The 21,863-nt window shown below is 66.4% G+C and carries 18 protein-coding genes; 12 read left to right on the plus strand and 6 right to left on the minus strand.

Translation table 11 applies throughout. The features are described 5' to 3' along the window. The first annotated feature begins 9 nt into the window (after positions 1-9). From VL129_RS02280 to VL129_RS02335, 12 genes are all read left to right on the plus strand, one after another. Complete coding sequence (locus VL129_RS02280) at positions 10-1,413, plus strand: sigma-54-dependent transcriptional regulator (protein WP_325409639.1); 1,404 nt, start codon at positions 10-12, stop codon at positions 1,411-1,413. Positions 1,414-2,064: 651 nt separating this feature from the next. Further along, on the plus strand, positions 2,065-3,459 hold the full coding sequence (locus VL129_RS02285) for a polynucleotide adenylyltransferase PcnB (RefSeq protein WP_325409641.1): 1,395 nt from the start codon (positions 2,065-2,067) through the stop codon (positions 3,457-3,459). Between the two features lies 1 nt (position 3,460). Further along, the gene (folK, locus tag VL129_RS02290; RefSeq protein ID WP_325409643.1) at positions 3,461-3,949 is read left to right on the plus strand and encodes a 2-amino-4-hydroxy-6-hydroxymethyldihydropteridine diphosphokinase; all 489 of its coding nucleotides are present in this window, start codon (positions 3,461-3,463) and stop codon (positions 3,947-3,949) included. 198 nt (positions 3,950-4,147) lie between these two features. Next, positions 4,148-4,945, plus strand: coding sequence for a 3-methyl-2-oxobutanoate hydroxymethyltransferase (gene panB / locus VL129_RS02295; RefSeq protein ID WP_325409645.1), 798 nt, complete (start codon positions 4,148-4,150; stop codon positions 4,943-4,945). Next, on the plus strand, positions 4,942-5,790 hold the full coding sequence (panC, locus tag VL129_RS02300; protein ID WP_325409648.1) for a pantoate--beta-alanine ligase: 849 nt from the start codon (positions 4,942-4,944) through the stop codon (positions 5,788-5,790). Before panB ends, panC begins: the two co-directional genes overlap by 4 nt. Positions 5,791-5,869: 79 nt before the next feature. Continuing rightward, a complete protein-coding gene (panD, locus tag VL129_RS02305; RefSeq protein WP_027588971.1) occupies positions 5,870-6,250 on the plus strand; it encodes an aspartate 1-decarboxylase in 381 nt (126 codons plus the stop codon). A 131-nt stretch (positions 6,251-6,381) separates the two neighbouring features. Beyond that, positions 6,382-8,046 (plus strand): glucose-6-phosphate isomerase, encoded by a 1,665-nt coding sequence (gene pgi / locus VL129_RS02310; RefSeq protein WP_325409694.1) that lies wholly within the window; start codon positions 6,382-6,384, stop codon positions 8,044-8,046. 72 nt (positions 8,047-8,118) lie between these two features. Continuing rightward, entirely contained in the window at positions 8,119-8,997 is an 879-nt protein-coding gene (locus tag VL129_RS02315) for an oxygenase MpaB family protein (protein ID WP_325409652.1), read from the plus strand. A gap of 103 nt (positions 8,998-9,100) precedes the next feature. After that, positions 9,101-10,279 (plus strand): acetyl-CoA C-acetyltransferase, encoded by a 1,179-nt coding sequence (locus VL129_RS02320; protein ID WP_325409654.1) that lies wholly within the window; start codon positions 9,101-9,103, stop codon positions 10,277-10,279. Positions 10,280-10,448: 169 nt separating this feature from the next. Further along, the gene (locus VL129_RS02325; RefSeq protein ID WP_325409656.1) at positions 10,449-11,459 is read left to right on the plus strand and encodes a class I SAM-dependent rRNA methyltransferase; all 1,011 of its coding nucleotides are present in this window, start codon (positions 10,449-10,451) and stop codon (positions 11,457-11,459) included. A 44-nt stretch (positions 11,460-11,503) separates the two neighbouring features. After that, positions 11,504-14,392: a DUF748 domain-containing protein gene (locus VL129_RS02330; protein ID WP_325409658.1), complete on the plus strand. Its 2,889-nt coding sequence runs from the start codon at positions 11,504-11,506 to the stop codon at positions 14,390-14,392. After that, entirely contained in the window at positions 14,392-14,688 is a 297-nt protein-coding gene (locus VL129_RS02335; RefSeq protein WP_325409660.1) for a DUF2845 domain-containing protein, read from the plus strand. Before VL129_RS02330 ends, VL129_RS02335 begins: the two co-directional genes overlap by 1 nt. A gap of 46 nt (positions 14,689-14,734) precedes the next feature. On the opposite strand, the gene VL129_RS02340 is transcribed toward VL129_RS02335, so the two are convergent. The 6 genes from VL129_RS02340 to infB form a co-directional block, all read right to left on the minus strand. Further along, positions 14,735-15,094, minus strand: coding sequence for a BON domain-containing protein (locus VL129_RS02340; RefSeq protein ID WP_325409662.1), 360 nt, complete (start codon positions 15,092-15,094; stop codon positions 14,735-14,737). Between the two features lie 192 nt (positions 15,095-15,286). Then, a complete protein-coding gene (gene pnp, locus VL129_RS02345) occupies positions 15,287-17,395 on the minus strand; it encodes a polyribonucleotide nucleotidyltransferase (protein ID WP_325409664.1) in 2,109 nt (702 codons plus the stop codon). A 173-nt stretch (positions 17,396-17,568) separates the two neighbouring features. After that, positions 17,569-17,838, minus strand: coding sequence for a 30S ribosomal protein S15 (gene rpsO, locus VL129_RS02350; protein WP_027588979.1), 270 nt, complete (start codon positions 17,836-17,838; stop codon positions 17,569-17,571). A 116-nt stretch (positions 17,839-17,954) separates the two neighbouring features. After that, complete coding sequence (gene truB, locus VL129_RS02355; protein WP_325409667.1) at positions 17,955-18,872, minus strand: tRNA pseudouridine(55) synthase TruB; 918 nt, start codon at positions 18,870-18,872, stop codon at positions 17,955-17,957. A gap of 2 nt (positions 18,873-18,874) precedes the next feature. Next, positions 18,875-19,258, minus strand: a complete 384-nt coding sequence (gene rbfA / locus VL129_RS02360) for a 30S ribosome-binding factor RbfA (RefSeq protein WP_325409696.1) — start codon at positions 19,256-19,258, stop codon at positions 18,875-18,877. A gap of 103 nt (positions 19,259-19,361) precedes the next feature. Beyond that, a complete protein-coding gene (infB, locus tag VL129_RS02365; protein WP_325409669.1) occupies positions 19,362-21,851 on the minus strand; it encodes a translation initiation factor IF-2 in 2,490 nt (829 codons plus the stop codon). Between the last annotated feature and the right edge of the window lie 12 nt (positions 21,852-21,863).

Genomic DNA, 21,863 nt, shown 5'->3' on the forward strand with positions numbered 1-21,863 from the left:
CACCGCTCCATGCCCCACATTCTCATCGTCGAAGACGAAACCATCATCCGCTCCGCCCTGCGCCGGCTGCTCGAGCGCAACCAGTACGAGGTGAGCGAAGCCGGTTCCGTGCAGGAGGCCCAGGAACGCTACGCCATTCCCGGCTTCGACCTGATCATCAGCGACCTGCGCCTGCCCGGCGCGCCCGGCACCGAACTGATCCGCCTGGCCGAAGGCACGCCGGTGCTGATCATGACCAGCTACGCCAGCCTGCGCTCGGCGGTGGACTCCATGAAGCTCGGCGCGGTGGACTACATCGCCAAGCCGTTCGACCACGACGAGATGCTGCAGGCGGTCTCGCGCATCCTCAGCGAGCGCCCCGCCGCCGGCCCGGCTGCGGCGCCAGCCCGCGAGGAGAAGCCGGCCAGCCCCAACGATCTCGGCATCATCGGCTCCTGTCCGGCCATGCAGGACCTGTTCGGCAAGATCCGCAAGGTAGCGCCCACCGATTCCACCGTGCTGATCCAGGGCGAGTCCGGCACCGGCAAGGAGCTGGTGGCCCGCGCGCTGCACAACCTGTCGCGCCGCGCCCGCGCCCCGCTGATTTCGGTGAACTGCGCGGCGATTCCGGAAACCCTGATCGAATCGGAACTGTTCGGCCACGAGAAGGGCGCCTTCACCGGCGCCAGCGCCAGCCGCACCGGCCTGGTGGAAGCCGCCGACGGCGGCACCCTGTTCCTCGACGAGATCGGCGAACTGCCGCTGGACGCCCAGGCGCGCCTGCTGCGCGTGCTGCAGGAAGGCGAGATCCGCCGGGTTGGCTCGGTGCAGTCGCAGAAGGTCGACGTGCGCCTGATCGCCGCCACGCACCGCGACCTGAAGAGCCTGGCCAAGCTGGGCCAGTTCCGCGAAGACCTCTACTACCGTCTGCACGTGATTTCCCTGAAGCTGCCGCCACTGCGCGAGCGCGGCAACGACGTCAGCGAACTGGCCGATACCCTGCTGGTCCGCCAGTGCGCGCGCATGGGCCGGGCACCAATGCACTTCGCCGAGGACGCCCGCCAGGTGATCGTCCAGTACGCCTGGCCCGGCAACGTGCGCGAGCTGGAAAACGCCATCGAGCGGGCGGTGATTCTCTGCGAGAGCGAGAAGATCCCCGCCGAGCTGCTGGGCATCGATCTGGAGCTGGACGGCCTGGACGCCGGCGACGAGGACTTCCCCGACAGCTCGATGCTGTCGCCGCAACCGCGCAACGAGCCCACCGAGGACCTCTCGCTGGAGGACTATTTCCAGCATTTCGTCCTCGAGCATCAGGACCACATGACCGAAACCGAGCTGGCCCGCAAGCTGGGCATCAGCCGCAAGTGCCTGTGGGAACGGCGCCAGCGCCTGGGCATTCCGCGCCGTCGCGCCGGCGTGGGCAGCGGCTCCTGAGTGTTACCGGCACCAGCCCCCGGTAACGCATCCGGGTTCCGACGGTAACGAAACCGGTGATCTCGGGGCGCACATCGGACCAGCGAATTCTCAGAAGTCATTGAAAACAAAGCGTTTTATATTTCTGGCACAACTCCTGCTTTATCTCTGGCACAACAACAACAAAAACCAGAAAAACCCATAACAAGAACAACACGCAACGGCTCCTGCATAACAACCATAAAAAGGCGGAGACGCAGCAAACCGATCATTTTGGAGAGGAACGGTCTGTGGGGATGACTCCCCAGGTTCGTGCGAACAACAAGACTGCCTGTGATGCAGCGAAGCGCATGAACGGATCAACGATCAGGACCGCGTCAGCGACCAAAGTAATCCGTTCGCTATTGGCCCCCGACTGGGGGTGCGTATGCGGGCTTCGGCCCGGCCTACGCTTCGGCGATAACAACACCAACAGCCGAAACAATAACAACAACAGCAACACGCACTTCAGGGGGAGCTTCGGCTCCCCTTTTCCATTGGCGAAAACCTTGCGTTTCCCGATTTCCCTACCCCGGTGCTAGAATTCCCGCCCATCGCATGTCCGGCAGGTCCCGACGGCCACGATCACGTCCCCGTCCCTGCTGCTTACTTCCTTCCGACACAGTAGCGCCCATGCTGAAGAAGCTGTTCCAGTCTTTCCGATTCCCCTTGCGTCGCACCGCGCATCCGCGCAGCACGCCCCAGGTGCTGGGCAACCGCCAGCATTCCGTGAACCGTTCCAGCATCAGCCGCAACGCGGTGATGGTGGTGGAGCGGTTGCAGAAGGCCGGCTACCAGGCCTATGCCGTAGGTGGCTGCGTGCGCGACCTGCTGCTCGATCTGCCGCCGAAGGATTTTGACGTGGCCACCAGCGCCACCCCCGAGCAGGTACGCGCCGAGTTCCGCAATGCCCGGGTCATCGGTCGACGTTTTCGCCTGGTGCACGTGCATTTCGGTCGCGAGATCATCGAAGTGGCCACCTTCCGTGCCGGCCATGGCGCCGATGACAGCGAAGAGGACAGCAACCGCGCGGCGCACCACGAAAGCGGGCGCATCCTGCGCGACAACGTTTACGGCACGCTGGAGGACGACGCCCAGCGTCGCGACTTCACCATCAATGCGCTCTACTACGATCCGGTCACCGAGCGCATCCTGGACTACACCCACGGCGTGCCGGACATCCGCAACCGCCTGGTGCGCCTGATCGGCGACCCGCGCCAGCGCTACCTGGAAGACCCGGTGCGCATGCTGCGCGCGGTGCGCTTCGCCGCCAAGCTGGACTTCGACATCGAAAAACACAGCGCCGCGCCCATCCGCGAGCTGGCGCCGCTGCTGCGCGACATTCCCGCCGCGCGCCTGTTCGAGGAAGTGCTCAAGCTGTTCCTGGCCGGCCGCGCCGAACGCACCTTCGAACTGCTGCTGCACTACGACCTGTTCGCGCCGCTGTTCCCGGCCACCGCCCAGGCCCTGAAGGCCAATCCCGAATACACCGGCAAACTGATCCGCCAGGCGCTGATCAACACCGACGAGCGCATCCGCCTCGGCAAGCCGGTCACCCCGGCGTTCCTGCTCGCCGCGCTGCTCTGGCCGGCCCTGCCGGCCCGCGTGCTGGAGCAGCAGGAGCGTGGCCTGCCGCCGATTCCCGCCATGCAGGAAGCGGCCCACGAGCTGATCGCCGAGCAGTGCCGGCGCATCGCGGTGCCCAAGCGCTTCACCCTGCCGATCCGCGAGATCTGGGACATGCAGGAACGCCTGCCGCGCCGCCAGGGCAAGCGCGCCGACCTGCTGCTGGAAAACCCGCGTTTTCGCGCCGGCTACGATTTCCTGCTGCTGCGTGAAGACGCCGGCGAGCAGACCGGTGGCCTGGGCGACTGGTGGACCCGTTACCAGGACGTGGATGACAGCACCCGCCGGGCGATGATCCGCGACCTCAGCAAGGACGACGGCGGTGCCGCGCCGCGCAAGCGCCGGCGCAGCCCGCGCAAGCGCCGTCCCGCCAGCCAGACGGGCGGCGGCGGCGAAGACTGAAATGGAACGCGCCTACATCGCGCTGGGCAGCAACCTCGCCACGCCGGTCGAGCAGCTGCACGCCGCCCTGCGGGCGCTGGCCGAACTGCCCGGCAGCCGGCTGGCCGCCGTTTCCTCCTTCTACGCCAGCGACCCGCTCGGCCCGCCGGATCAGCCGCGCTTCGTGAATGCCGTGGCCGCCCTGGACACCGAGCTGGCCCCCCTGGCGCTACTCGATGCGCTGCAGGCCATCGAACGTGAGCAGGGCCGCGTGCGCAAGGCCGAACGCTGGGGGCCGCGCACCCTGGACCTGGACATCCTGCTGTTCGGCGATCGGCAGCTGTCCGGCGAACGCCTGACCGTGCCGCACTACCATATGCACGCCCGCGCCTTCGTGCTCTACCCGCTGGCCGAGATCGCCCCCGACCTGCGCCTGCCCGACGGGCGCGCACTGAACGAACTGCTGGCCGCCTGCCCGTACACCGGACTGGAACGGTTACCGGGGGGGTAACAGCCGGTAACATTCGCGATTGACTTCGCCCGGACCCATCTGGACTATAAGCGCCCCATGACCTGGCGACGGCCGTAACGGCCGCGCAGAGTCCAGCGAAAGGGCGGGCAACGAAGCCTCCACTTTCATGCAGTGCCACCCAGCGCCGGCCGGCCCGCGCTGACACCGGAGTCACCCGCTCCGCGAAGAGGATTCACCATGCCCATCACGCTGACCACGCTGCAAAGCCGCAAGCAGAACGGCGAGAAGATCGCCATGCTGACCTGCTACGACGCCACCTTCGCCGCCGCGGCGAACGCGGCCGGTGTCGACATCCTGCTGATTGGCGATTCCCTCGGCATGGTCCTGCAGGGCCATGACAGCACGCTGCCGGTGACGGTGGCCGACATGGCCTACCACACCGCCTGCGTGAAGCGCGGCAACAGCGAAGCGATGATCCTTGCCGACCTGCCGTTCATGGCCAATGCCTCGCTGGAACAGACTCTGCTCAACAGCGCCGAGCTGATGCGCGCCGGCGCGCACATGATCAAGGTGGAGGGCGCCGGCTGGCTGGCCGAATCGATCCGCCAGCTGGCCGATCGCGGCATTCCGGTGTGCGCCCACCTGGGCCTGACTCCGCAGGCGGTCAACGTATTCGGCGGTTACAAGGTGCAGGGCCGCAGCGAGGCCCAGGCGCGCCAGCTGCGCGCCGACGCCATCTCCCTGGAACAGGCTGGCGCGGCCATGCTGCTGCTCGAATGCGTGCCCAGCGCCCTGGCTGCCGAAGTCACCCAGGCGGTGTCCATTCCGGTGATCGGCATCGGCGCCGGCCCGGGCACCGATGGCCAGGTGCTGGTGCTGCACGACATGCTCGGCCTGTCGCTGACCGGTCGCACGCCCAAGTTCGTGAAGAATTTCCTGGAGGGCCAGCCGAGCATCCCGGCCGCTCTCTCCGCTTACGTTCAGGCCGTCAAGGCCGTCACCTTCCCTGCCCCCGAGCACGAATTCACCGCATGAACACCGTCTCTTCCGTCCAGCACCTGCGCGACGCCGTCGCCCAGGCACGTCGCGCCGGCCAGCGCATCGCCCTGGTGCCCACCATGGGCAACCTGCACGCCGGCCATGTCTCGCTGATCGAGCAGGCGCGCCGCAGCGCGGACTTCATCGTCGCCAGCATCTTCGTCAATCCGCTGCAGTTCGGCGCCAACGAGGACCTGGACAGCTACCCGCGCACCCTGGCCGAGGATCAGGACAAGCTGGCGGCCGCCGGCTGCAACCTGCTGTTCACCCCGACCGTCAGCGAGATGTACCCCAACGGCATGCACGGCCAGACCCGCGTGCTGGTGCCCGGCGTGTCCGAAGGCCTGTGCGGCGCCAGCCGTCCCGGGCATTTCGAAGGCGTGGCCACCGTGGTGTGCAAGCTGTTCAACATGGTGCAGCCGGACCTGGCCGTGTTCGGCGAGAAGGACTATCAGCAGCTGGCGGTGATCCGCAGCATGGTGCGCGACCTCAACCTGCCCATCGAGATCCAGGGCGCGCCCATCGTGCGCGCCGCCGACGGCCTGGCGCTGTCCTCGCGCAACGGTTATCTGGATGCCGCCCAGCGTGCCGCCGCGCCGGCGCTGTACCGCAGCCTGCAACAGCTGGCCGAGCGCCTGCGCGCCGGCGAGACGGAGCATGCCGCGCTGATCGCCGAAGCCCAGCGCGCGCAGCAGGCCGCCGGCTTCCGCCCGGACTATCTGGAGATCCGCGAGGCCTTCAGCCTGCGTCCGGCGACACCGGCCGACCGCAGCCTCGTGCTGCTGACCGCCGCCCACCTGGGCAGCACCCGACTGATCGACAATCTGAGCGTCACGCTCTGACCCTGCGCGGCGGCTTGCCCACCCCCCGGGGGTGAGGCACACTCGGCCGCCGCTCGCATCCCTGGAGGATCATCCCGCCATGCATGCCATCATGCTCAAGGCCAAACTGCACCGCGCCATCGTCACCCACGCGGTGCTCGACTACGAAGGTTCCTGCGCCATCGACGGCGACTGGCTGGATCTGTCCGGCATCCGCGAATACGAGCAGATCCAGATCTACAACGTCGACAACGGCGAGCGCTTCACCACCTACGCCATTCGTGGCGAGGCCGGCTCGCGCATCATCTCGGTCAACGGCGCCGCTGCCCACAAGGCCGACGTCGGTCACCGCCTGATCATCTGTGCCTACGCTCATTACGACGAAGCCGAGCTGGACGGCCACACGCCACGCGTGCTGTATATCGGCGCCGACGGCGCGCTGAGCCATACCAGTAACGCCATCCCGGTGCAGCTGGCCTGAGGCCCGCCACCGGTCGGCTTGGGGAAACCCGACGGCCTTTTTCGCTCCAAGGACAGTAGCGCGCTTGCGCGCAGGATTTGCCCCGCCGCGCCACAGCCCTCGCGGCATCGCCCCAGGAACCGGACGCCATGCTGCCGTACTACCAGAATCCGCACGACGTGACCCGCCTGCCCGCCTGGCAACAGCTCGCCGAGCATCGCCAGGCCATGGGCAGCTTCAGCCTGCGCCAGGCGTTTGCAGAGGATCCGCAGCGCTTCGCCAGCTTCTCCATGGACAGCTGCGGGCTGTTCCTCGACTACTCGAAGAACCTGGTCAACGAGCAGACCATCGAGCTGCTGATGCGCCTGGCCCGCGAAGCGGGCCTGCAGCAATCCATCGAGGCCCTGCTGGACGGCAAGCCGGTGAACGCCTCCGAGGGCCGCCCGGCGCTGCACACCGCCCTGCGTCGCCCGGTTGGCGACCAGGTGCTGGTCAACGGCCAGGACGTGATGCCCGAAGTGCATCGGGTGCTGCAGCAGATGACCGACCTGGTCGGGCGCATCCACAGCAGCCTGTGGCGCGGTTACAGCGAGAAGAGCATTACCGACGTGGTGAACATCGGCATCGGCGGCTCCTACCTGGGCCCCGAGCTGGTCTCCGAGGCGCTGCTGCCATTCCGCCAGCGCGGCGTGCGCTGCCATTACCTGGCCAATATCGACGGCAGCGAATTCCGCGAGCTGACCGCGCGCCTGAATGCCGAGACCACCCTGTTCATCGTCTCCAGCAAGTCGTTCGGCACCCTGGAAACCCTGAAGAACGCCCTCGCTGCCCGCGAGTGGTACTTGGCCAGCGGCGGCTGCGAGGACAAGCTGTACCGGCACTTCATCGCCGTGACCAGCAACCGCCAGGCGGCCATCGACTTCGGCATCCGCGAAGAAAACATCTTCCCCATGTGGGACTGGGTCGGCGGGCGCTACTCGCTGTGGTCGGCCATCGGCCTGCCCACCGCGCTGGCCATCGGCATGGCCAACTTCAAGGAGCTGCTCACCGGCGCCTACAGCATGGACCGCCACCTGCGCGAGGCGCCCTTCGAGCGCAACATGCCGGTGCTGCTGGCCATGCTCGGCGTCTGGTACCAGAACTTCTGGGGCGCCCACAGCCACGCGTTCCTGCCCTACGATCATTACCTGCGCAACTTCGTGAAGCACCTGCAGCAACTGGACATGGAGTCCAACGGCAAGAGCGTGCTGCAGGATGGGCGCCCGGTGCCCTGCGACACCGGCGCGGTGGTCTGGGGCGGGGTCGGCTGCAACGGCCAGCACGCCTACCACCAGTTGCTGCACCAGGGCACCCAGCTGATTCCCGCCGATTTCATCGTCCCGGTGGTCAGCTACAACCCGCTGCGTGACCATCACCAGTGGCTGTACGCCAACTGCCTGTCGCAGAGCCAGGCCCTGATGCTCGGCAAGACCCGCGCGGAAGCCGAGGCGGAACTGCGTGCCAAGGGTATTTCCGAGAGCGAAGTGCAGCGCCTGGCGCCGCACAAGGTGATTCCCGGCAATCGCCCCAGCAACACGCTGGTGATCGAGCACATCGACCCGCGCCGGCTGGGCGCCCTGGTGGCGCTCTACGAACACAAGGTGTTCGTGCAGAGCGCCATCTGGGGCATCAACGCCTTCGACCAGTGGGGCGTGGAACTTGGCAAGGAACTGGGCCGCAACGTCTACGACAGCCTCACCGGTCAGCGTCCGGCCAGTGACGAGGACGGCTCGACCCGCGGCCTGATCGACTTCTTCCGCGGCCGCCATCGCGGCTAGCGGCAGGCACGGCCGACTGCGGACCCCGAAAGGGCCGGGATCCACCCGGCCCCAAGGCCTGAGGCAACCACGATGGAATTCCTGCGCCAGCGCATCGAACGCCATGTGCTCAGCCTGAGCGGGCTGACCCTGTCCGGCGTGGACATGGAACAGCCCAAGGGCGACCCCGGCCTGTTCGGCCCGCAATCGGTGTGCTGGCAAGTGCACAGCGACTTCACCTCCATGCTGATCGGCGGCATCTCTGCGCTGATGATCCAGATGCTCCATCCGCTGGCCCTGGCGGGGGTCTGGGAACACTCCAATTTCCGCGAGGACATGCTCGGTCGCCTGCGCCGCACCGGCCAGTTCATCGCCGGCACCACCTTCGCCAGCCGCGCCGACGCCGAACGACTGATCGCCCGGGTGCGCACCATCCATGACCGGGTCAGCGGCATCGCGCCGGATGGCCGCCCCTATTCGGCCAATGACCCGCACCTGCTCACCTGGGTGCACGTGGCCGAGGTGTACAGCTTCCTGCAGTCACACCTGCGTTACCGCAACCCCCGGCTGAGCGGCGCCGACCAGGACCGCTACTACGCCGAAATCGCCCTGGTCGGCGAATTGCTCGGTGCCCGCGACATCCCACGCTCGCGCCAGCAGGTGACCGACTACTTCCGCGCCATGCAGGCGGAGCTGCGCTGCGACTGGCGCTGTCGGGAAGTGCTCGACGCCCTGCTCGACGCCCCGGCGCCCAGCACCCTGACCCGACCCTTCGGCAGCCTGATGCTGCAGGCCGGCATCGAACTGTTGCCCGACTGGGCCAGCCAACTGCTCGGCTTTCACCTGGCCGCCCCGCGCCGCCAGCTGATCCGCACGGCGGTACGCCACAGCGCGCCGCTGTTGCGCTGGGCGGTGCGCAACGGCTCGATCCACCGTGCCCGGCGGCGCATGGGCTTGCCGCCCCGCGGCTAGGTTTCGAGAAGTTCCTGGGCATATCGCTGCGATCCCGGGCACTTTTCGAACAGGCCCGGGCATGCCACCATGCCGGCCGCCATTCGATCCCAAGGAAAGCGTCATGCAAGAAGTCGTCGTTGTCGCTGCCACGCGAACCGCCATCGGCAGTTTCCAGGGCACCCTGAGCAATGTTCCCGCCGTCGAGCTGGGCGCCGCCGTGATCGCCCGCCTGCTGGAGCAGACCGGCCTGGCCGGCGCGGCCGTGGATGAAGTGATCATGGGCCATGTGCTGAATGCCGGCGCCGGCCAGAACACCGCCCGCCAGGCGGCCGTGCGCGCCGGCCTGCCCCATGCGGTGTCGGCGCTGACCATCAACAAGGTCTGCGGCTCGGGACTCAAGGCCGTGCACCTGGCCGCCCAGGCGATCCGCTGCGGCGACGCCGAGGTGGTGATCGCCGGTGGCATGGAGAACATGAGCCAGGCTCCCTATGTACTGCCCAAGGCGCGCACCGGCCTGCGCATGGGCCATGCCCAGCTGCAGGACAGCATGATCCTCGACGGCCTGTGGGACGCCTTCAACGACTACCACATGGGCATCACCGCCGAGAACCTGGTGGAAAAGTACGGCCTGAGCCGCGACGCCCAGGACGCCTTCGCCGCCGAGTCGCAGCGCAAGGCCGCCGCCGCCCTGCAGGACGGCCGCTTCGATAGCGAAATCACTCCGATCCTGATTGCGCAGCGCAAGGGTGAGCCGCTGGCGTTCGTGCGCGACGAGCAGCCGCGCGAGGGCACCACAGCCGAATCGCTGGCCAAGCTCAAGCCGGCGTTCAGGAAGGACGGCAGCGTCACCGCCGGTAACGCCTCGACGCTCAACGACGGCGCCGCCGCCGTGCTGCTGATGAGCGCCACCAAGGCCCGGGAACTGGGCCTGCCGGTACTCGGCCGCATCGCCGGTTACGCCAGCGCCGGGGTCGATCCGGCGATCATGGGCATCGGCCCGGTGGACGCCACCCGCAAGACCCTGGCCAAGGCCGGCTGGAGCCTGCAACAGCTCGACCTGATCGAAGCCAACGAGGCCTTCGCCGCCCAGGCGCTGTCCGTCGGCCAGGAGCTGGGCTGGGACTGGGACAAGGTCAACGTCAACGGCGGCGCCATCGCCCTCGGCCATCCGATCGGCGCCTCGGGCTGCCGCATCCTGGTCAGCCTGCTGCATGAAATGGTTCGCCGCGAGGCGCGCAAGGGCCTGGCGACGCTGTGCATTGGCGGCGGCCAGGGCGTGGCGCTGGCCATCGAGCGCTAAGGCACGGCACCTTCTGTGGGGTCGGCTTTATGCCGGCCTGGCAGCCTCACCTGAGGTGGCCGGGGTAAACCCGGCCGGGTAGGTCCGCCCCCACAGACATCCGGACCTGCAATGCGCAGACAGTTGCCGTAAAATCGCCACCCTTCCCGTCCCCACCGAGTGGCCCCGCATGCCTGCTCTGCAACAGGCGCTGCGCGCCGCCCTCGCCTCCCGCCGCGAACTCCTCGAACAGCTGCATGGCCAGGGCACCGACTGTTACCGGCTATTCCATGGCAGCCAGGAAGGTGCACCCGGCCTGACCCTGGACCGCTACGGCCCGCAGCTGCTGGTGCAGAGTTTCCACGCGTCGCTGGATCCGCAGCAGTTGCCCCTGCTGGCCGCCGAAGTCGAGGCCTTTCTCGGGCACCCGCTGCTGCTGGTCTACAACGACCGCTCGCGCGGCAACTCACGGGTCGACCGCGCGGCGCACCGCCCCGACGCTGAGGCGGTGGCCGAGCAGGTGTGCCACGAATGGGGACTCAACTACCGGGTGCGCGGCCGGCATGCCGGGCAGGATCCGCTGCTGTTCCTCGACCTGCGCAACGCGCGTGGCTGGGTGAAGGCCCACAGCGCCGGCAAGTCGGTGCTCAACCTGTTCGCCTATACCTGCGGCGTCGGCCTGTGCGCGGCGGCCGGCGGCGCCTCGCAGGTATGGAATCTGGATTTCGCGGCCGGCAACCTGGCCGTGGGCCGCGAGAATGCCGAACTGAACCCGCAGGTGCCGGCCATGCGCTTCGTGCAATCCGACTACTTTCCGGCCATCCGCCAACTCGCCGGCCAACCCGTCGCCCATCGACGCGGCCAGCGCCTGCCGGCCTATGCGCACCTTGAGGCGCGCCAGTTCGATCTGGTGTTTCTCGACCCCCCGGCCTGGGCGAAGAGCGCGTTTGGCACCGTCGACCTGTTGCGCGACTACCAGAGCCTGCTCAAGCCAGCCCTGCAGGTGACTGCCGAGGGTGGCACGCTGGTGTGCAACAACAACCTGGCCAAGGTGGCGCTGGACGACTGGCGGGCCCAGGTGCTGCGCTGCGCCGAGAAGGCCGGCCGGCCGGTGCGCGATTGCCAGTATCTGCCTCCGGCGGGTGATTTCCCGTCGCTGACCGGCGAACCACCGCTGAAGACACTGATCCTGCAGCTCTAGATCCAGCTGCCATACTTGGCGCCGTCAACGCTGGCGGAACCTCCATGTCGAACCTGCCCCTGCGCCTGGCCCGTGGCCTGGCCCTCTTGCTGGCGCTCTATGCCCTGATCGGCTTCTTCATCGTGCCCGGTGTGGCGTTGCGCATCGCCAATCAGCAACTGGCCCACTACGCCACCGAGCCCGCGCGCCTGGAGCGGCTCGAATTCAATCCGTTCCGCCTGACCCTGGAGCTGTACAACCTGCACATCGGCGCGGCCGAGGCGCCGCAGCTGGCCTTCGAGCAGCTGCATGTCGATCTGCAGTGGCGCAGCCTGTGGCAGCGCACCCTGCATCTGGCCGAGGTCCGCCTGACCCGCCCGCATACGGAAGTGCTGTTCGATGCCGAGGGCAACCTCAACCTCGGTCGGCTCTTCGCTTTCCCAGCCGGCGAGGAAAGCCCGCCGCCGGTGAGCGAGGAACCGAGCCGACCCTTCCCTCTGCGCATTGACCGCCTGCTGCTGGAGCGCGGCCTGGTGCACTTCCAGGACCGGCGCCCGGGCGAAACCGTCGATGTCACCTACGACCCGCTCGACCTCGAGCTGCATAACCTGCGCACCCGCTCCGATGACCAAGCCGAGGCGCAGTTCATGGCGCAGGGGCCGGCGGGCGGCACACTCCACTGGCGCGGCCAGCTGCAGCTGCTGCCGTTCCGTTCCAGCGGCCACCTGGAGCTGAAGGATCTGAAGCTGGCCAGCGTCTGGCCCTATGTGCAGGAAAGCGTTGCGCTGTCATTGCGGGACGGCGTGCTGAACGCCGCAACCGATTACCGCCTCGACCTGGCCGAAGGCACGCAACTGACCCTGGCGAATGCCCGGCTGCGTCTGGCGCCCTTTGCCGTCCTGGACCTCGACGGCCAACCGCGCCTGAGCCTCGAGCATCTGGACATCCAGCAGGCCAGTCTGGACCTGGCCGCGCAACGGCTGGAAATCGGCCAGCTGCGCAGCGCCGGGCTGGACACCCGGGCCGCGCGCGAAGCGGACGGTGAACTCGACTGGCTGCGGCTGCTCACGGCTGACACCGCGACCGGGCAAGAGGCAAACGAGGCCCCGGCAGCGGAAACCAAGCCCTGGCGGATCCTGCTGCAGGACGCCCAGCTGCGCGGCTACCGCGCCCAGCTGACCGATCGCGCCACCGAGCAGCCGGTCGAACTGCGGGTCGGCCCGCTGGATCTGGACGTTCGCCAGTTCGACAGCACGGGGCAGACGCCCTTCCAACTGCGCCTGGACAGCGGCCTCGGTGAACAGGGGCGCCTGCAGGCCGAGGGCGACGCCAGGTTGCAGCCGCTCGCCGCCCAGCTGGCTGTGCAGCTGCAGACCATCGATCTGCGCATCGCCCAGGCTTACCTGTCACCCTATGTCCGCCTGGAAATCCTCGGCGGCGAGCTGGCAGGCGACCTGGATGTGCAGCTGTCCCAGGCCGAGCCACTGGCCTTGCGCGTCACCGGTCAGGCCGGCATTCAGGGGCTGCATACCCGCGACACCCTGCGTCACCGTGACTTTCTCAAATGGCATGCGCTGCGGCTCAGCGGCCTGGATTACCGCCACGGCGAGCAGGTGCGCATCGAGGGCATCGAACTGGAACAGCCCTACGCACGGCTGATCATCCAGGAGGACCTGAGCACCAATATCAACGAGCTGATCGTCGAGCAGCCTGTCGCGGCCGAAGCGGCCACGCAAACGCCCGAGCAGCAGGCGCCGCTGGGCATCCATGTCGGCGCCATCACCCTTCGCGACGGCTCGGCCAACTTCGCCGACTTCAGCCTGCTACCGAACTTCGCCACCGCCATCCAGCAACTCAACGGCCGTATCGGCGCGCTCGACAACCAGAGCAAGCAGGCCGCCAGCGTCGACATCACCGGCAAGGTGGACCGCTACGCGCCGGTCACGATCAAGGGGCGGCTGACGCCGTTCGATCCGCTGCACAGCCTGGATATCGCCACCGTTTTCAAACAGGTGGAGCTGACCACCCTGACGCCCTATTCCGGCAAGTTCGCCGGCTACCGCATCCGCCGTGGCCGCCTGAATCTGGACCTGCACTACCGCATCGACAACGGCCGGCTGAACGCCGAGAACCATGTGCTGCTGGAAAACCTGCAGCTGGGCGAACGGGTCGACAGCGCCGACGCGGTGGACCTGCCGGTACGCCTGGCCGTCGCCCTGCTCAAGGACACCCAGGGCAACATCGACATCGCGCTGCCGGTGCGGGGCGACCTCAACGACCCGCAGTTCAGCGTCATGCCGATCGTCTGGCAGACCCTGCGCAATCTGATCCTGCGCGCCGTGCAGGCGCCGTTCAAATTCGTCGCCGGGCTGGTGGGTAGCAGCGATGAGGAGCTCGACCGCATCCCCTTCACGCCCGGCAGCAGCACGCTGAGCGATGCCGGGCGCCAACGCCTGGACACCCTGGCGGCGGCGCTCAAGCAGCGACCCATGCTGCGCCTGGAGGTGGAAGGCGCCAGCGCCGCAGGCAGTGACGGTCCGCTGCTGGCAGAGCAGCGCCTGCAACGTGAATACCAGCAGCTCTGGTACAACAGCCTGCAGCGGCGCGGCAAAGCAGTACCCGCCACGCCGGAGGAACTGCAGATCGATGACGAGCTGCGCGAATCCCTGCTCGGAGCCATCTACCGCAGCCAGCTCCGGCAGCCGCCGGCCGACTGGGCGAAGCTGAAGGACGAGCAGGTCCATAACAATATGCGCCAGGCGCTGCTGGAACACTGGAGCGGCAATCGCTCGGCGCTGCGGCGCCTGGGCCAGGCACGCGCGGCCAGCATCAAGGCCTACCTGGTGGACCGCGGCGGACTCGAGGACAGCCGCATCTACCTGCTCGACAGCACCCTGGTCGAGGCCGGGGCCGAGGGCAGCGTCGACACGCCGCTGCACCTGGACAGCCAGTGATGGGCCGCTTCCTGCTTGCCGCCCTGCTGCTGGCGCCTCTGGCCCAGGCGTCTTCCACCCTGCGCTGCGGCAGCGAGCTGATCAGCCTGGGCGACACCGCCTGGGAGGTCCTGCGCAAGTGCGGCGAGCCGGTGAATCAGTCGCAACTGGGCTTCAAGTTGCAACGCGATGAACATGGCCTGCGCTATGACGTGGGCGTGGAAGAGTGGATCTACGGGCCACGCAACGGCATGTACCACATCCTGCGCTTCGAGGGCGGCCGGTTGCGGGACATCCGCAGCGAACGCGACCTGTAAGCGCCGAAGCCGCCCCGGGGCGGCTTCGGCGTTCGGCACGGCTGGCTCAGTCGATGGTTTTCAGCCCATCGGCCATGACCTCGCGCACGCCCTTGATCTCCTTGGCCTTGGTAATGGCCATCTCGCGTTCAGCCTCGGTGGCCACCGTGCCGCTCAGCGAGACCACGCCGTCCTTGGTTTCCACGTTGATATCCATGCCCGGCGTGCTGTCATCCACCAGCAGCGCGGATTTGACCTTGGTGGTGATCCAGGTGTCGGAAACGGCTTCACCCGTCTCGTCCATGGTGGATTCGCCCGCAGCCAGCAGAACACCTGCCTTGCTCTCTTCGGCCCACGCCGGGACAGCGGACAGTCCGAAGGCCAGGGCCAATGCGGAAGCGGTCAATGAAGTCTGGAGGTTCTTCATGCTGTTTCACTCCTGTGTTTTCAGGGGGCTCCACGGTACTTTCCGGCCGCAGTGCAGGCCGGCCGCAGTGCAGGGGTAGACCCGGCAACCCCTGTCGCAGTTCAGAGCAGCCTGCCGACTGCCCGCGCTACGGTTTTCACCGCCCGAAAACAAAAAAGGCCCCTTGCGGGGCCTTCTTCGTAGCGCTGTCGCTTAGACCTGGGAGGCCTTGGCGGCAGCGACGTCCTTGATGGACAGCTTGATGCGGCCGCGGTTGTCCACGTCCAGCACCAGCACTTCCACTTCCTGACCTTCCTTGAGGATGTCGGTGACCTTCTCCACGCGCTGATCGCTCAGCATGGAGATGTGCACCAGGCCGTCCTTGCCCGGCAGGATGTTGACGAAGGCACCGAAGTCGACGATGCGCTCGACGCGGCCGGTGTAGATCTTGCCGATCTCGGCCTCGGCGGTGATGGCCAGCACGCGCTGACGGGCAGCCTCGGCGGCTTCCTTGGTCTCACCGAAGATCTTGACGGAGCCGTCGTCCTCGATGTCGATGGAGGCCTTGGTTTCCTCGCAGATGCCACGGATGACTGCGCCGCCCTTGCCGATCACGTCACGGATCTTGTCCGAGTCGATCTTCATGGCAATCATGGTCGGGGCGTTGGCCGACAGCTCGCTGCGCGACTGGGCGATCACCTGGTTCATCTGGCCGAGGATGTTCAGACGCGCTTCCAGAGCCTGGTTCAGCGCGATTTCCATGATCTCTTCGGTGATGCCCTGGATCTTGATGTCCATCTGCAGCGCGGTGACGCCATTGGCGGTACCGGCCACCTTGAAGTCCATGTCGCCCAGGTGGTCTTCGTCACCGAGGATGTCGGTCAGCACGGCGAACTTGTCGCCTTCCTTAACCAGACCCATGGCGATACCGGCCACCGGTGCCTTCATCGGCACACCGGCGTCCATCAGGGCCAGCGAGGCGCCGCAGACGGAGGCCATCGACGAGGAGCCGTTGGACTCGGTGATTTCCGAGACCACGCGAATGGTGTAGGGGAACTCGTCATTGTTCGGCAGCATGGCGGCAACACCGCGACGGGCCAGACGACCGTGGCCGATTTCGCGACGGCCGGTGGCGCCCATGCGACCACACTCGCCGACCGAATAGGGCGGGAAGTTGTAGTGCAGCATGAAGGGGTCTTTCTTCTCGCCTTCCAGGGTGTCGAGCAGCTGCGCGTCACGGGCGGTGCCGAGGGTGGCGACTACCAGAGCCTGGGTTTCACCACGGGTGAACAGCGCGGAGCCGTGGGTCTTGGCCAGTACGCCGACTTCGATGTTCAGCGGACGCACGGTGCGGGTGTCGCGGCCGTCGATACGCGGCTTGCCGTTGACGATGTTCTCGCGCACGGTGCGGTATTCGATCAGACCGAAGGCTTCCTTCACCTGGGCTGCGCTGTAGGCGGCGTTCTCGTCGCCGGCCAGCTTGGCCACGACCTGATCGCGCAGCTGGCCGAGACGGCTGTAGCGCTCCTGCTTGACGGTGATGGTGTAGGCCTGGGAAACCGCGTCGCCGAGTTCAGCCTTGATGGCGTCGAGCAGCGCGGTATTCTCGGCCGGTGCCGTCCAGTTCCAGGCCGGCTTGCCGGCTTCGGCGGCAAATTCCTTGATGGCCTGGATGGCGGTCTGGAATTCCTGGTGGGCGAACAGCACGGCACCCAGCATCTGGTCTTCGGTCAGCTCCTTGGCTTCCGATTCGACCATCAGCACTGCGTCCTGGGTACCAGCCACGACCATGTCCAGGCTGGAGGCCTGCAGTTGTTCATAGGTCGGGTTCAGCAGGTAGCCGGTTTCCGGGTGGAAGGCCACGCGCGCGGCGCCGACCGGACCCTGGAAGGGAATGCCGGAGATGGCCAGTGCGGCCGAGGTGCCGAGCATGGCGGCGATGTCCGGATCGGTCTTCTTGCTGGTGGAGACCACGGTGCAGATGACCTGCACTTCGTTCATGAAGCCTTCCGGGAACAGCGGACGGATCGGGCGGTCGATCAGGCGGGAGGTCAGGGTTTCCTTCTCGGAGGGACGCGCCTCACGCTTGAAGAAACCACCGGGGATCTTGCCGGCCGCGTAGGTCTTTTCCTGGTAGTGCACGGACAGCGGGAAGAAGTCCTTGCCCGGGTCGGCCTGCTTGGCGCCCACCACGGTGACCAGCACGGTCACATCGTTGTCGACGCTGACCAGTACGGCGCCGCTGGCCTGGCGGGCGATGCGGCCCGTTTCGAGGGTTACGGTCGACTGACCGAACTGGAATTTCTTGGTAACCGGATTCACGGTGTTTTCCTTCTCTGTGTTGCCTTTGGGGAAATCGGTTGGAATGCCGGGAGTCGGACCCGAACCTTCCGGGGTAGAAAGCCGAAAGCTGGAAGCCGGAAGTTACAAGCGGAACAGCTAATCCGCTTCGAACTCCCCGCTCCCAGCTTCCTGCCTTCCAGCTCGCGTACGCCTTAGCGACGCAGGCCCAGACGTGCGATCAGGGCGCTGTAACGAGTGGCGTCCTTACCCTTCAGGTAGTCCAGCAGCTTGCGGCGCTGGTTCACCATGCGGATCAGACCACGACGGGAGTGGTGGTCCTTGCCGTTGGCCTTGAAGTGATCCTGCAGCTTGTTGATGTTGGCGGTCAGCAGGGCAACCTGCACTTCCGGAGAACCGGTGTCGCCTTCGTGCTGCTTGTTCTCGTTAACGATCTGGGCTTTTTCTTCAACGCTCAGTGCCATGGTATGGGCTCCTTGAGTGAACAGGCCGGGAATCGCTTCCCGTGTTTATAAATGAGGCATGACCGTGCCTGTTGACAGCCACCCTCGGGGTGCGCCGCACAAGGCGGCGCGTACGGTCATTCCGACCGAATCAGTCGACGCGGGGCGATACGCCCGTCGTCGCTTGCCTCACCGATACCGATGAAGCGTCCTTCATGATCCTGCACCCGCATCAGCCCCTCTTCCGGTGCGCCGGGCGCGCGGACCGGCTGTCCGTGCAGCCAATAGTAGGCACTGTGCTCGGTCAGCTGGATCACCGGCCAGTCCTGCAGACCGCAATCCACCGGCAGCAGGAAACGGTCCAGCGCCTCGGGGCCGCCTTCAGCATGGGCCTGTTCCAGCGTTTCCAGGCTGACGGCCTGGGCCAGGGTGAACGGGCCGGCCTGGGTTCTGCGCAACTCGGCGACGTGCGCGCCACAACCGAGCATCTGCCCGAGGTCTTCAACCAGGGTGCGAATATAGGTGCCCTTGCTGCAGCTGACGGCCAGGCGCGCCTGGTCATTGTCCAGCGCCAGCAGTTCGAGCTGCGAGATAGTAACAGAACGCGCCTCGCGCTCCACTACCTCGCCGGCCCGCGCCAGCTTGTACAGCGGCTGACCGTCCTTCTTCAACGCCGAGTACATCGGCGGAATCTGCTGGATATCGCCACGAAAACGCGGCAGCAGCGCCTCGATACCGGCGCGGGTCACTGCGACGTCACGCCGCTCCAGCACCTCGCCTTCCGCATCGCCAGTGCTGGTGGTGACACCGAGCTGGGCCAGCGTCTCGTAGGCCTTGTCGGCATCCAGCAGGTACTGGGAAAACTTGGTCGCTTCGCCGAAACACAGCGGCAGCACGCCGGTGGCCAGCGGATCGAGGCTGCCGGTGTGGCCGGCCTTCTCCGCGTTGAGCAGCCAGCGCACCTTCTGCAGCGCGGCGTTGGAACTGAAACCGTGCGGCTTGTCGAGAATCAGCACGCCGTGTACGGCGCGGCGAACACGCTTGACTTGCGCCACGCTTACTCCTCGTCCGGATCGTGCCGACGGTCTTCGGCCACGGCGCGTTCGATCAGCGCCGACAGCTCGGCGCCACGGCGCACGCTGGCGTCGTAGTGGAAATGCAGCTGCGGCACACTGCGCAGCTTCATGGTCTTGCCCAGCAGCATGCGCAGGTAACCGGCAGCGTCATTGAGGATTTCCAGGTTCAACGACAGCTTCTCGTCGTCGAAATCGCCCATCAGGGTGATGAACACCTTGGCATGACCGATGTCGCGGCTGACATCCACGGCGGTGATGGTGATGAAACCCAGGCGCGGGTCCTTCACTTCACGGGGAATCAGCAGGGCCAGCTCGCGCTGCATCTGGTCGCCGATGCGCTGGGTACGGCTATAGTCTTTGGCCATCATTCATTACTCGCTAAAAGCCGAAAGCTGAAAGTCCCAGCCGAAAACAACCCCAAGGGCGGTTTCCGGCTGATGGCTTCCAGCTTTCGGCAGGGGCGTCCGCTTACAGCGTACGGGCCACCTGGACCTTCTCGAACACTTCGATCTTGTCGCCGACCTTGACGTCGTTGTAGCTCTTCACGCCAATGCCGCACTCCATGCCGGCGCGCACTTCGGCGACGTCGTCCTTGAAGCGGCGCAGCGATTCCAGCTCGCCTTCGAAGATCACCACGTCTTCACGCAGCACGCGGATCGGACGATTGCGGTGCACCATGCCCTCGGTAACCATGCAACCGGCCACCGCACCGAACTTCGGCGAACGGAACACGTCGCGCACCTCTGCGATACCCAGGATGTTCTCCCGCACGTCGCTGCCGAGCATACCGGTGAGCGCCTTTTTGACGTCCTCGATGATGTCGTAGATGACGTTGTAGTAACGCATGTCCAGACCTTCGGTTTCGACGATCTTGCGCGCACCGGCATCGGCACGCACGTTGAAACCGAACAGAACCGCATTGGAGGCCAGCGCCAGGTTGGCATCCGATTCGGTGATACCACCGACGCCGCCACCGACCACGCAGACTTGAACTTCGTCGTTGCCCAGGCCGCTGAGCGACCCTTGCAACGCTTCCAGAGAGCCACGCACATCGGACTTGAGCACGATGTTGAGGGTCTTCTTCTCGTCCTGGCCCATGGTCTCGAAGATGTTTTCCAGCTTGCCGGCATGGGCACGAGCCAGTTTCACTTCGCGGAACTTGCCCTGACGGAACAAAGCGACTTCGCGGGCCTTCTTCTCATCGGCGACCACGGTCAGGTCGTCGCCGGCTTCCGGCGTACCGTCCAGACCCAGGATCTCCACCGGAATCGATGGACCGGCTTCCTTAACCTGCTTGCCGTTTTCGTCGAGCATGGCGCGCACACGGCCGTAGTTGACACCGCACAGCACCATGTCGCCCTGGCGCAGGGTACCATCCTGTACCAGCACCGTGGCCACCGGACCGCGACCCTTGTCGAGGCGCGATTCGACCACGACACCACGACCCGGAGCGGACGGAGTTGCCTTGAGCTCGAGGATCTCGGCCTGCAGCAGCACGGCTTCGAGCAGCTCATCGACGCCGGTACCCATTTTCGCGGAAACCGGCATGAACGGCGTATCGCCACCCCACTCTTCCGGGATCACATCCAGTGCGGCCAGTCCGTTCTTGATGTTGTCCGGGTTGGCATCCGGCTTGTCGATCTTGTTGATGGCGACCACGATCGGCACACCGGCGGCCTTGGCGTGCTGCACGGCTTCCTGGGTCTGCGGCATCACGCCGTCGTCGGCCGCCACCACCAGGATGACGATATCGGTCGCCTTGGCACCACGGGCACGCATTGCGGTAAACGCGGCGTGGCCAGGGGTATCCAGGAAGGTGACCATGCCGCGCTCGGTCTGAACGTGGTAGGCACCGATGTGCTGGGTGATGCCACCGGCTTCGCCAACCGCAACCTTGGCGCGGCGAATGTAGTCGAGCAGCGAGGTCTTGCCATGGTCGACGTGACCCATGACGGTGACCACCGGCGCACGCGGCGCGGCCTCGCCCTCGAACTTGAGGGATTCGGCCAGTTGCTCTTCCAGGACGTTGTCGCTCACCAGCTTGACCTTGTGCCCGAATTCCTCGGCCACCAGCTGGGCAGTTTCCTGATCCAGCACCTGGTTGATGGTGACGGGCGTACCCATCTTGAACATGAACTTGATGACTTCAGCGGCCTTGATGGCCATCTGCTGCGCCAGCTCGGAGACCGTGATGGTCTCGCCGATGGCCACGTCACGCACGATCGGGCCGCTCGGGCTCTGGAAGCCGTGCTGATTGCGCTTCTTCAGGCGGCCCTTGCCACCACGACCACCGCGACGGAAGCCTTCGCCCTCGTCTTCGGCGTTACGCGGCGCGATGCGCGGGGCCGGGCTCTTACCCTTGAGGGACGGACGCTGGGCTTCCTTGCGGTCACGACGCTCGTCGTCCTCGCGACGCTCGACGCGGCGCGGCTCTTCCTTCTTGCGCTCTTCGCTCGGCGCGGCGGCCGCGGCGGTAGCGGGCGCCTTGGCAGCCACCGGGGCCGGCGCGACCACAGGCGAGCCGGCCTTCTTTTCAACCTCCAGGCGCGCCTGGCGAGCCGCTTCCTCTTCCGCCTGACGGCGGGAGTCTTCGGCCTTCTGGCGCGCGGCAGCCTCATCGGCGGCGCGCTGGGCCTCCAGCTCGCGCTGCTTCTCGGCTTCGACTTCCGCCGGGCTGCGCTTCACATAGGTCTTCTTCTTGCGAACTTCGACGCTGATGGTCTTGCTGCCGGACACCTTCAGGGTCGAAGTGGTCTTGCGCTGCAAGGTGATCTTGCGCGGACCCTCGCCCTTGGCGTCTTCACCCTTGAGGTGGTTCAACAGGGTCTGCTTTTCATTGTCGGTCACCACTTGCTCGGCACTCGTGTGCGGCAAACCCGCCTCACGCATCTGCTGCAGCAGGCGCTCGACCGGTGTATCGACCACATTGGCCAGTTCTTTCACCGTGACTTGCGTCATGCATCTCTCTCC

The organism is Pseudomonas sp. (genome assembly GCF_035497915.1).
Classification (GTDB): Bacteria; Pseudomonadota; Gammaproteobacteria; order Pseudomonadales; family Pseudomonadaceae; genus Serpens.